The sequence below is a fragment of the Avibacterium endocarditidis genome (assembly GCF_965138825.1).
Classification (GTDB): Bacteria; Pseudomonadota; Gammaproteobacteria; order Enterobacterales; family Pasteurellaceae; genus Avibacterium; species Avibacterium endocarditidis.
The window spans coordinates 1-11,901 of sequence record NZ_CBCSDH010000030.1; the positions used below are offsets into that span (position 1 = coordinate 1).

Consider the following 11,901-nt stretch of genomic DNA (forward strand, 5'->3'; position numbering starts at 1 on the left):
TTAATGGCATTGNAAATTTTTGGANTCAGGCGAAGCGGATACTGCGAAAATATAATGGAATTAACCGAAAAAACTTTCCTTTATTCTTGAAGGAATGTGAATTTCGGTTTAACTTTGGGACACCAAAAGAGCAGTTAAAAATATTGCGAAAATGGTGTGAAATTTAGGGCTAATCTACTACAGCCCCAAAAGTAATGCCATCAATGTATAAGCAATAATATAAGGTAATTAAAGATAGTAAGAATTGGTAGTAGACTTAATAATGCTTATTTGATAGTAGCGCAGGTGAGAAGGAGTGCATACGACAAATTCTAATGTAATATTTAGATTTGTTTTATAAACTCCTTGAGAAGAAGAGCATAATTGATATAAAGAAAACAGATGCAGTGATGCTTTCCACATTATGGCAACTTAGGTTTTACAGGTGAAGCAGGCAATCTACGTTTATGGTGTGAGCGTTGATGCCAAAAATCAATTTGTTTTCTGCCTTGTGCGGAGATAGGTTCACCGCGTAAAAAGGCATCAATTTCTTGATAAGTTACGCCCATTTCTTGTTCGTCTGTTTGCCCTTCCCATAAGCCCGCACTGGGGGCTTTAGTGAGGATTTGTTGAGGCACATTCAATAGCCTTGCTAGCTCATAAACTTGTTCTTTGCGTAAGGCTAATAAAGGGGCAATATCCACACCGCCATCACCAAATTTGGTGAAATAGCCCGTAAACCATTCTGCAGCGTTATCTGTTCCCACTACAATGGCTTGGTGGCTTTGCGCGTAAGCATAAAGTGCAAGCATTCTCAAACGGGCTTGTACATTGCCTTTGATCACGGCTTGGTGTTGTGCATTTTGATTGAATAGTGGAGACATCGAATCCATAAAACATTCATACAGTGGTGTGATAGGAAGCGTTAATAAAGGGCATTTGGCACTTTCAGCAACTAATTTGGCATCTTCTACATCTTGCGTGCTGGTTGTGGCAGAAGGTAGTAATAGGCCTTGCACGGACGCGCCTGTACGCATTAATAAATGGCTGACCACCGCAGAGTCAATTCCGCCGCTAATGCCGACCACATAGCCAAGGGCATTATAATCTTGTCGTTGTTGCTCAACCCATTGAATTAAATAGGCTAAATAATCTTTCATTGGACTTCTCCTTACTATAAATATTCATAACTGTTCCCAATGTTTGGGAGAGAAAAACGTGCTAAAAATGTACCGTACTTAAGCGTGGATTAACACGGTAGTGTCTTCCCGCTTTTGCTTGTGCTTTGCCGTTTAAACGTACACAATCCCCAGTAAAATCAATGGAGATTTTGAGCAAAGAGGCACCGATGCCATAGTAATCCACAGGGGCATTTTGTTGTTCAAAATGTTGTACTTTCTGTTGATTAAAACCACCACTCACCACAATTTTCACCCATGGAAAGCCTGCTTGATCTAGTTGATGACGCAGTTGTTTGATTAATGGCACATTAACGCCACGCAAATCCTCTTGTCCAAAGGTTTCTTGGTGGGTAAGGAAGTAGCGATCTACCATATTGGCGGAGGTATCAACGCGCACCGCATAGAGTTTTTCACCGAAGTGTTTTGCTACTTTTAAACTATCGGTAATCACATCATTGTTGTAATCAACCAAAGCGGTAAGGGGAGAATTAGGATAGACTTGCATATAGGCCTCGCAAGCCTGAATAAGGTTGCCATTAAACAGTTGAATAAGGGAATGTGGCATTGTGCCTACGCCTGTTCCGCCTTGGTATTGGTGCATTGCATCGGTGGCTTGCATTGTTGCCCCGCCAATATAGGCGGCGTAGCCATCAGTGGGTTGCAAGGTAAAATAATCATTGCGGTCGCCCATAAAAATAATGGGTTTTCCGTTGGCGGCGTTGAGCGTTTCCCGCACATTGGTGGCGATGGAGGTGCAACGACTTAGAATGCCATCAATAATCCCTTCGAGATAGGCAAAATCCTCATAAAATCCTTCAACAATTAATACGCTTTCAAAGGGGGAGATTACGTCGCCATCATTTAATGCCCAAATTTTCAATCCTTCAGGGTTCCGTGCAAAACGTTGTAGTAAGGCGATGGCTTCATCAACACCACATAAAATGGCCTGTTTTTTTTGGAAGAATTGCATTGTTACCCATTGTTTTGGCCTCTTTTGTTCCGCAATGTGCTTTGCTTTTAGAAAATAGCTCGCGGAAAAGTACCCTTCTCCTATCTTTTCATCAAAATTAAAGGTTTGAGATGGTCGTCTTGTGATATTTACTTTCTCTTTTTTAAGTGTTTTTTCTTTGCTCATAGTAAAATGGATAGTAAGTTATTTATTATGTATATTGTGTGCTACATTTTTGCGATTTACAACAAAAATATTTCATAGAAAAGAGCATTTTGATAAGCAGAGATAACACTTGAGGGCTGGTTGTGGTCTTGAGTGATAAAAAATGGTTGGATAGTAACTTTTGTTATATTGCTTGTTTCATTTTAGGAGGCGGGGATGACGAGAGTGAACAAAAAGATTGACAATCGTTTTTTTAAGTTTCAAGAGATAGAAATATATGCATAGTAATAGATAGATAAGGGCTATAAATCATAAGTATTATGCAAATCCATGATAAAAAGCTATCTTATTCCTATAAGATAGCTTTAGATTAGTCTATTTTTCTAGCAGCGATTTACTGATTCTATTACATGGTTCACAGTGACTTTCATAGATTTTATTTTTTGAGTGGTTGTATTCTTTTTCATCTTTCTCTTCTGTGTCGGTTAAATCGCGATAAGAGTTTGTTTGCAAAACAAGCTTTTTTGTCATTTCTGAAATTAAAATGGTTGTCAAGAGGTTTTTATGAAAAAATGCAGCTTAAGAAGGATGTAATTTTGAAGTACTCTAATAGTACATGTTTTTCATTATATGGAAATAGATTGTACAGTATAGACGATCTAGAAAAATATTATTTTAATATTTTAGATAATAGGTTTTTTTGATATGTCTATACTTGATGATGAAATATAGATTTTTTTTGAGATTTATTATTTTTTACTGAAAGAAAAGAGTTTACTCCAATAGATTTTTATAAAGGTGTAAATTGTAACAGGGGGGATGCTTCTTTTGGAAAATTTTTCCGCGTGAGCATCAAGACTTTTCTGCTAAATGTATGTTATTTGTTTTTTAATGTTGCATATATCAAATCTGATAATGGCATTTAGTGCTTTTATTATTTTTGGTTTTGCGCTTGCATTAATTTCTGGCGCCGATCGTGCTTTGTTATATGATGATTTACACTATCAAAATAAGCAACAACATTATCATAAAATCTTCGGATTATATAATGCACTTTCTATTGGTGCTTTGGCTTTCAGTTCTTTCATTGGCGGGTGGATTGCGGATCAACAATATTGGGACTGGTTTTTTTATTTAGGTATTGCCGCACAATTGGTTGCGTTTGGGCTAATGATGACGGTAGGGGATGTTTATCAGGCGCAAAAAACGCAAGGTGAAACCGTGGTAGCTGCTGATGGGGCAGTTAATCTTCAAGAAACAGAAGTGCGGTCGAAAAAAGCGTTATTTTTTATGCTCATTGCACACCCCGTTGCTTTACTGATTATAGTTATCGGGATTTTACAAGGCGTATTCAGCTCCATTGTGTTGTACTACCAAGAAATATTAGCAGAGTTTTCCATTAATATGGCATTAATTGGATTAGTGTACTCGGGGTCATTTATTTTTAGTGCTTTTTCATCGGTCATTTCAGGGCATATTGCAGAAAAGATTACGGAGCAGAAATCCATTATCATTTTCTTAGTAATGCTATGTTTAATGTTAATGGTGAGTTATGTTTTCCCTTCTGCCTCAATGATGATAATTCAATTTGTATTCTTATTAATTTGTTATGAAATTATTGATACCTCTTTAAATGTCATTTTAAATCATCGTATTGCCTCTGATCAGCGCAGCTTTTTACAGTCTGTAGCAAATTCTTTAGGTTCTTTAATTATGGTGGGTACTTTTGGACTTATCGGCTATTTTTCTGAGCAATATGTGTTAAGCAAATTGATTACGCTGTATGCTATTTTGGCGGCAGCCATTGCTTTGGGATTGTTTATATATTATTTGCGTAGGGAAAGAAAATCCATAACCATTCATGAAGAATGAAGTAAAATGTGTGAAGTAAAAAAGCCACCCTAAGGTGGCTTTTTTATGTGCTTTTACATAATAGCTGAAATATATTTCAACATTACCCCAGCAGCGATGGCAGATCCAATAACGCCTGCGACGTTTGGCCCCATTGCGTGCATTAGTAGGAAGTTTTGGTGATCGGCTTCTAAACCAATTTTATTGGCAACGCGCGCGGCCATTGGTACGGCAGAAACCCCCGCTGCGCCAATTAATGGGTTAATTGGATTTTTGCTAAAGCGGTTCATTAATTTCGCCATTAATACGCCAGATGCGGTACCGATAGCAAAGGCGATCATACCTAATAATAAAATCCCGAGAGTTTGTGGTTGGAGGAATTTATCCGCCACCAATTTTGCCCCAACGGAAAGCCCTAGGAAAATGGTAACGATGTTGATCAGCGCATTTTGTGCGGTGTCGTTTAAGCGTTCCACCACGCCACTGACGCGCATTAAATTACCAAAACAGAACATTCCTAATAATGGCGCAGCATCAGGTAAGAGCAACGCCACCAGTACTAATAGAACAATCGGGAAAAGAATTTTTTCGCGGTTGCTTACAGTACGCAGTTGCACCATTCGGATTTTGCGTTCTTGCTGTGAAGTGAGCGCTTTCATAATCGGCGGCTGAATTAATGGCACGAGCGCCATATAAGAATAGGCTGCCACGGCGATTGCACCTAATAATTCAGGGGCGAGTTTGCTCGCAAGATAAATGGCGGTTGGGCCGTCTGCTCCACCAATAATGCCGATTGCGGCAGCTTGTGGCAGGGTAAAGTCGATGATACCCAGCCAGTTTAAGCCTAATGCGCCCAACACCGTAGCAAAGATACCAAACTGTGCCGCTGCGCCCAATAAGAGCGTGCGTGGATTGGCGAGCAGTGGGCCGAAATCCGTCATCGCACCCACGCCCATAAAAATAATGAGCGGAGCAACGCCATATCCGATCGCCACTTTATAGAACAATGCCAGCACACCTGCGGTATAGCCCATATCGCCTGCCATCACTTCCAACTCATTTTGCACAGACGGCAAAGCGTTGTTAAGTGCGGTCTTAATGGCGAGAGGATCTGCCACTGTGCCGAGTTTCTCCGCGATTATCGCCAGTTGCTGGCTTGTGCCATTGTGCAACAGATTATCCAACGCAGTCATTGCCAGCCCTGCTTCTGGGATATTAGAGAGCAATCCACCAAAGCCAATGGGTAGCAATAACAGGGGTTCAAATTTGCGCGCAATGGCAAGCCATAAGAGTAGCAGGCTGACGGCAATCATCACCGCCTGCCCCCACTCTAGGTGCATAATGCCCATTCCACGCAGTAATGACAAAATACTTTCCATTTTTACCCCGCACTTATGCAATCGTTAATAAGGTATCGCCCACGGCAACGGCATCACCAGCTTTCACGCGGATATTTTGCACCGTTCCCGCACTTGCCGCACGAATTTCCGTTTCCATTTTCATCGCCTCAAGAATGAGCAACACATCGCCTTCCGCCACTTGTTGCCCCTCGGTTGCCACTACTTTCCAAATAGTGCCTGCCATTGGCGCATTCACTGGCGTACCATTTGCTGCTTGCGGTGTGGCTTGCGGCGCGGCAGGCTGTGGTGCGGTTTGTGCAGGTTGAGCTGGTTGAACTGATGGTGTTGCAGCTGGGGTGATTTGATTAATATCGCCGCCCTCGCTCACTTTCACCACAAAGGCTTTGCCCTCTAATTCCACCGTATAAACCGCTGCGCCACCGGCAGATTGGTTTACAGGTGCGGTGGTTTTTTGCGAAGTTTTTTCTGGTGCTTGTTCCACCGTTGGTGCAGGCTCAAAGGCATCAGGGTTGCCACGATTTTCAAGGAATTTCAGCCCCACTTGTGGGAACAATGCCACAATAAGCACATCGTCAATTTCATTATCAGACAGTTTGATGCCTTTCTCTTTGGCTTGCTGTTTGATTTCGGCAGTGAGTTTTTCCATTTCAGGCTCAAGGTGATCCGCAGGGCGTGAGGTGATTGGCTCTGCACCCTCTAACACGCGTGCTTGCAATTCAGCATTCACAGGGGCAGGCGTGCGACCGTATTCACCTTTCAAAATCCCTGCGGTTTCTTTGGCGATGGTTTTATAACGCTCACCCATTAGCACGTTGATCACCGCTTGTGTTCCAACAATTTGCGAGGTTGGCGTTACCAATGGAATATAGCCCAAATCTTCCCGCACTTTTGGAATTTCTTGCAACACTAAATCCAGTTTGTCAGAGGCATTTTGCTGTTTGAGCTGGCTTTCCAAATTGGTGAGCATTCCGCCCGGCACTTGTGCCACCAAAATACGGCTATCTACGCCTTTTAATTGGCCTTCAAATTTATGGTATTTTTTACGAACTTCGCGGAAATAGGCAGCAATTTTCTCTAATTTTTGAATATCTAGCCCCGTGTCATATGGCGTGCCTTTTAAGGTGGCCACTAAGGCTTCGGTGGCGGGGTGTCCGTATGTGCCACTCATTGAAGAAATGGCAGTATCTACGCCGTCCACGCCCGCTTCAATGGCTTTCAATAAGGCCATTTCTGCCATTCCCGTGGTGGCGTGGCAATGAAGATGAAGTTGCACATCAAAGCGTTGTTTGATTTCGCTAACTAAGTGATAGGCTTCATTTGGTGTGAGAATGCCCGACATATCTTTGATCACAAGGGAATCAATACCAATTTCTAACAGTTGTTCTGTGGTATCAAGCCAAGTTTGTAAAGTATGCACGGGGCTTGTGGTATAACTTAGTGTGCCTTGTGCGTGGCCGCCATTTTTGCGTACCGCTTTCAATGCTTGTTGCATATTACGCGGATCATTCATTGCGTCAAACACACGGAACACGCTCATTCCGTTATGCACGGCACGTTCCACAAAGCGATCTACCACATCATCAGCATAATGACGATAGCCAAGCAAATTTTGCCCACGCAATAACATTTGTAATGGGGTTTTTGGCATTGCTTTTTTGAGTTCACGCAAACGCACCCAAGGATCTTCCCCTAAAAAACGAATACAAGAGTCAAAGGTTGCACCGCCCCAAGCTTCAAGCGACCAATAGCCAATTTCATCAAGCTCAGCAGCAATAGGTAACATATCATCAAGGCGTAAACGGGTCGCAAAAAGGGATTGGTGTGCATCACGCAACACAACATCAGTTACGGCAATTTTTTTCTTTTCAACAGTCATTGTATTTTCTCCAAATTAATCAATTTAAAGCCCTTGATTACGGCGATGATGAGCAATCGCCGCCACAATAATTGGGCGTAATCTTTCTAAATCATCTGTTTGAGTGGATGGTGCTTTTATCGGGGAAGGCTGGGTGAGAACAGGCTCAGGAAAAAAGCGGTTTACCAGTTTCGACATTAATCCAATGGCAAAAATTAGGATTAACAAGAAAACCAGCACGAACCCCATTCCTGAAAGCATCAGATTTATGCCTTCTTGCATAAGTTCAGCGTTTGTCATTTTTATACCTCAAAGATGTAAAACTGCATTTTGTATCATATCCTGTTTAGGTTATAAAAAAATTGAACTAGATCACATTGTTGAAAATGGTTTTTGAAAAATTTCCAATAAAAATTTGGAATGATTGGCAATTTTTATAAAAACGTGGAAAATAACCCTTTTGTTGATCAGAGATAAACCGAAATTTAATGATTTTATTTACCAATCTTTCGCTAAAACGTGGACAAACGACCTTACTAGAAAATGCCAATGCCACCATTAATCCGAAGCAAAAAGTGGGCTTGGTGGGCAAAAATGGCTGCGGTAAATCTTCGCTACTTGCCTTATTAAAAAAAGAAATCAGTGCAGAGGGCGGTGAAGTGAATTACCCCACAAATTGGCAACTGGCTTGGGTGAATCAAGAAACCCCATCTCTTGCCATTTCCGCCTTGGATTATGTGATTTTAGGCGATCGCCAATATGTGGCATTACAGCAACAGTTAGAGCAAGCCAATCAAAACAATGATGGCAATGCCATTGCACGCATTCACGAACAGTTGGATACCATTGACGCGTGGACGATTCAATCCCGTGCCGCATCATTATTAAACGGCTTAGGTTTTAGCCAAGCAGAATTAAGCCAGCCTGTGAGTGCCTTTTCTGGCGGTTGGCGTATGCGGTTAAATTTAGCCCAAGCCCTATTATGCCCTTCCGATTTGCTCTTGCTTGATGAGCCAACCAACCATTTAGATTTAGACGCGGTAATTTGGCTGGAACGCTGGTTGCAACAATATCAAGGCACATTGGTGCTGATTTCTCACGACCGCGATTTTCTTGATCCTGTGGTGGATAAAATTCTGCATATCGAAAATCAAAAAATTAACGAATACACGGGCGATTATTCTTCTTTTGAAAAACAACGGGCGGAAAAATTAGCCCAACAAACCGCGTTATACCGTCAACAACAGCAAAAAGTGGCTCATTTGCAAAAATACATCGACCGCTTTAAAGCCAAAGCCACTAAAGCGAAACAAGCCCAAAGCCGAATGAAAGCCCTTGCCCGAATGGAGCTTATCGCCCCTGCTTATGTGGATAATCCATTTACCTTTGAATTTCGTGAGCCGCTGGCGTTGCCTAATCCATTGCTTTCAATGGAGAAAGTCAGTGCGGGTTATGAAAATAATGGGCAAACCACGGAAATTCTGAAACAAATCAAATTAAATCTCGTCCCTGGTTCACGCATTGGTTTGCTGGGTAAAAATGGTGCAGGGAAATCCACGCTGATCAAATTATTAGCGGGAGAAATCACCGCACTTTCTGGTAATATTCAGCTCGCAAAAGGCGTACAGCTTGGTTATTTTGCGCAACATCAGCTGGATACCTTGCGCGCGGAAGAAAGCGCCCTTTGGCATATGCAGCAGCTCGCCCCACAACAAACAGAACAACAATTACGCGATTATCTCGGCAGCTTCGCTTTCCACGGCGATAAAGTGAACGAACAAGTCGCTCATTTCTCGGGTGGCGAAAAAGCACGCTTAGTGCTAGCGTTAATTGTTTGGCAACGTCCGAATTTACTGTTGCTCGATGAGCCAACCAACCATCTAGATTTGGATATGCGACAAGCCCTCACCGAAGCCTTAGTGGATTATCAGGGTTCGCTGGTGATTGTTTCCCACGACCGCCACTTATTACGCAATACCGTTGATGAGTTTTATTTGGTTCACGATGGGCAAGTAGAAGAGTTTAAAGGCGATTTAGACGATTATCAAAAATGGCTCAACGAACAAAATAGCCAAAGCCAACTCTCTGGCAAAACAGAAAGCAATAAAGAAAGCTGCAGCCAAAATCGTAAAGAGCAAAAACGCAAAGAAGCGGAACTTCGCCAACAGCTCGCGCCATTGCGAAAATCTCTCGCCCAATGGGAAAGCAAAATGGAAGCTCTATCACAAAAGCTGGCAGACATTGAGCAACAGCTCGCCAACGGTGATCTGTACCAAGCTGAAATGAAAGAAAATCTCACCGCACTTTTAAAAGATCAAGCGGAATACAAAAAACAGCTAGACGAAGTCGAAATGGAATGGTTTGCCGTGCAGGAAGAGATTGAAACGATATTAGGCAGTTAAAACAAAAGTGCGGTGCTTTTTTTAGGATTTTTTGGGGCGAATGATTCGCCCTTTTGTTTCTTTATATTAAGGATAGTCTGTTGCGATAAAAACTCCGCAAAATCCCACCGCACTTTATATTTCCTTTTGTATGGAAAATATGAGGGCGTTTAGGAAATGGGGGGAACTGTTTTTCGTTGCATTGCTCGTAATCCATCAATGATGATCAGCCCCATACCGATCATTAAAGATAAAAAGAGCGGGTAATTTTCGGCGTCAATATTTTCTCCGATGAATAGCGAAACGGCGAGCATCATTATGGGTTCAGCGTAGCCAAGTAATCCTAGTACGTTGATAGGCAATAGGCTGCTGGCAACAATGTAAGCATTAAAGGCAATGCCGCTGAGCAAGCCAAGAAGAAATAATAACGATAAAATATTCGGATTAACCAACCGCACTTCTGCGATGTTTACTTGCGCGGCGAAATAAATACACACAGGCAAGGTCAATACCATCTCAATGGCAAAACTGGTGATGTCGTTAAAGCCGAACCATTTGCGAACCATAAAATAAACGGCGTAAGTGCAAACGGCAATGCTTTCCCAAGAAAGTCCGCCCTTTGCGCTAATGTTAAAGGCGATGCCGATGGCGGCGATGATGATGGCAAGAAATTTCATCGGAGAAATGCTTTCTTTGAAGAAAATTCGCCCTGCTGCCACTAAAACGAGGGGCAGTAGCAAATAGCCAAGGGAAACGCTCAATGCGCCGCCGTTGTTTGGCGCCCATAAAAAAAGCCACATTTGAAATCCCATAATGCTGCCGTTAAATAGAAAAACCAGCAATAACCAAGGCTGCGATTTGATGCGTTTTAGGTGAGCGATCAGCATATATTTTTGGCGAAAAATAAACACCGCAGCAATCACAAAAGGTGCAGTAAAAACAACACGATAGCCAAAAATATCTTCGCCACTTAATGGCAGTAATAATGTGGAAAAATAATAAATATAGCCAAACAACATTGAGGCTAAAAGAGAAAAACCGATACCTTTTACCATAATCCACCTAAAATTCACCAAATTCTTACCGCACTTTACCCCAACATTTGCCAAAATGCACGAACTAAGGGCAAATTTAGTAAGTTCTTTTGTACGCAAATCCCTAAATCGAATGGCTGCACGGGAATATCAATCTCTAAGGTGGAAACCTGTAAATTAAGCGGGCCGTTTTGGATCACAATATCAGGCAATAATGCTACACCGCAACCAAGCGCCACCATTGATACAATCCCTTCGTGTCCTGATACGGTGGCGTAAATTTTCGGGTGTTTGATTTTTTTCTGTTGAAACCACTGATCAATCCGCTGTCGAGCAGGCCCTTCCACTGGCAAAATAAAGGGGATTTCTTGCCAATCAATGGGTGTTTGCTGCAATAATTGCGTGGTGGCACAGGCTACTCGTGGCGCAATGAGGGAAAGGGTTATGTCATCAATATGATGAAATATTACATTTTGTGGCAAGTGCGCGGGGCGTCCAGCTAGGGCTAAATCAACTTGTTGACGCTGAATAAAGTCAAGTGCCATCGCAGGATCGCCAGTGGTTAGCTGAATTTCTACTTTTGGATAGTGTGAGCGGAATTTTTCTAACATTGGTGGCAGGTGGCTGTATGCGGCAGTAACCGAGCAAAATAGGCGCAGCTCCCCTTGCAACTCCTGCTGATTAGAACGAAATTGCTGTTTTAAAGATTGCCATTGTTGCCATTGTGGATAAGCAAATTGCAAAAATAGTTCGCCTGCGGGAGTGAGCGAAACCTTGCGGTTATCACGCAATAACAACGGCTCACCCAATTCTTCTTCAAGCCGTTTAATTTGCCGTGAAAGGGTGGAGGGCGACATATAATGCTGCCCCGCAGTTTTAGCGAAATTTTTATTTTCCGCTAGGTCGATGAAAAGTTTTAGATCTTGGAAGTCCATTGGTTTTTTCTCAATAAAAAAGGTTTTATTGTAGCAACTGTATTCCGCTAAAAAGCAAAAATACAAATTCGTTAATTAAAGCGCGTGAGCGTCCCATTGCGAACCATCGCGGACAATCGCATTTAAAATGGTTAGAAGCTTACGCATACAGGCGTTAATCGCCACTTTGAACGCCTTACCATTCGCGCGTAAGCGTTCGTAAAATTGTTT

The 11,901-nt window shown here is 42.2% G+C and carries 9 protein-coding genes and 2 pseudogenes; 3 read left to right on the forward strand and 8 right to left on the reverse strand.

What is annotated here, in order from left to right; all coding sequences use genetic code 11:
• Positions 1-25: 25 nt before the first annotated feature.
• Positions 26-167 (forward strand): annotated as a pseudogene (locus ACNAV8_RS11435) (IS1595 family transposase); the annotation flags it as partial.
• Between the two features lie 234 nt (positions 168-401).
• Here ACNAV8_RS11435 and nadE read toward each other — a convergent pair.
• Both nadE and ACNAV8_RS11445 read right to left on the reverse strand, forming a co-directional pair.
• Positions 402-1,139 (reverse strand): NAD(+) synthase, encoded by a 738-nt coding sequence (gene nadE, locus ACNAV8_RS11440; protein WP_103855063.1) that lies wholly within the window; start codon positions 1,137-1,139, stop codon positions 402-404.
• 61 nt (positions 1,140-1,200) lie between these two features.
• Positions 1,201-2,295 (reverse strand): nicotinate phosphoribosyltransferase, encoded by a 1,095-nt coding sequence (locus ACNAV8_RS11445; protein ID WP_264256191.1) that lies wholly within the window; start codon positions 2,293-2,295, stop codon positions 1,201-1,203.
• An 894-nt stretch (positions 2,296-3,189) separates the two neighbouring features.
• Between ACNAV8_RS11445 and ACNAV8_RS11450 the strand changes: the two genes are divergently transcribed.
• On the forward strand, positions 3,190-4,146 hold the full coding sequence (locus ACNAV8_RS11450; protein ID WP_245872535.1) for an MFS transporter: 957 nt from the start codon (positions 3,190-3,192) through the stop codon (positions 4,144-4,146).
• 53 nt (positions 4,147-4,199) lie between these two features.
• Here ACNAV8_RS11450 and ACNAV8_RS11455 read toward each other — a convergent pair whose 3' ends face one another.
• The 3 genes from ACNAV8_RS11455 to ACNAV8_RS11465 are packed head-to-tail and all read right to left on the reverse strand — an operon-like array spanning position 4,200 to position 7,641.
• Positions 4,200-5,504 carry a sodium ion-translocating decarboxylase subunit beta gene (locus ACNAV8_RS11455; protein WP_264256190.1) on the reverse strand — a complete coding sequence of 435 codons (1,305 nt, stop codon included), beginning with the start codon at positions 5,502-5,504 and terminating at the stop codon, positions 4,200-4,202.
• Positions 5,505-5,517: 13 nt separating this feature from the next.
• A complete protein-coding gene (oadA, locus tag ACNAV8_RS11460) occupies positions 5,518-7,362 on the reverse strand; it encodes a sodium-extruding oxaloacetate decarboxylase subunit alpha (protein WP_415777742.1) in 1,845 nt (614 codons plus the stop codon).
• Between the two features lie 24 nt (positions 7,363-7,386).
• Positions 7,387-7,641 carry an oxaloacetate decarboxylase subunit gamma gene (locus tag ACNAV8_RS11465; RefSeq protein ID WP_103855060.1) on the reverse strand — a complete coding sequence of 85 codons (255 nt, stop codon included), beginning with the start codon at positions 7,639-7,641 and terminating at the stop codon, positions 7,387-7,389.
• 188 nt (positions 7,642-7,829) lie between these two features.
• Here ACNAV8_RS11465 and ACNAV8_RS11470 point away from each other — a divergent pair, with 188 nt between their 5' ends.
• The gene (locus ACNAV8_RS11470; protein ID WP_415777743.1) at positions 7,830-9,743 is read left to right on the forward strand and encodes an ABC transporter ATP-binding protein; all 1,914 of its coding nucleotides are present in this window, start codon (positions 7,830-7,832) and stop codon (positions 9,741-9,743) included.
• 149 nt (positions 9,744-9,892) lie between these two features.
• Here the strand turns inward: ACNAV8_RS11470 and rarD are convergent, their stop codons facing one another.
• The 3 genes and pseudogenes from rarD to ACNAV8_RS11485 all read right to left on the reverse strand — a co-directional run.
• Positions 9,893-10,777, reverse strand: coding sequence for an EamA family transporter RarD (gene rarD, locus ACNAV8_RS11475; RefSeq protein WP_103855059.1), 885 nt, complete (start codon positions 10,775-10,777; stop codon positions 9,893-9,895).
• Positions 10,778-10,812: 35 nt separating this feature from the next.
• On the reverse strand, positions 10,813-11,691 hold the full coding sequence (ilvY, locus tag ACNAV8_RS11480) for an HTH-type transcriptional activator IlvY (RefSeq protein ID WP_415777744.1): 879 nt from the start codon (positions 11,689-11,691) through the stop codon (positions 10,813-10,815).
• 75 nt (positions 11,692-11,766) lie between these two features.
• A pseudogene (locus tag ACNAV8_RS11485) lies at positions 11,767-11,901 on the reverse strand (IS110 family transposase); the annotation flags it as partial.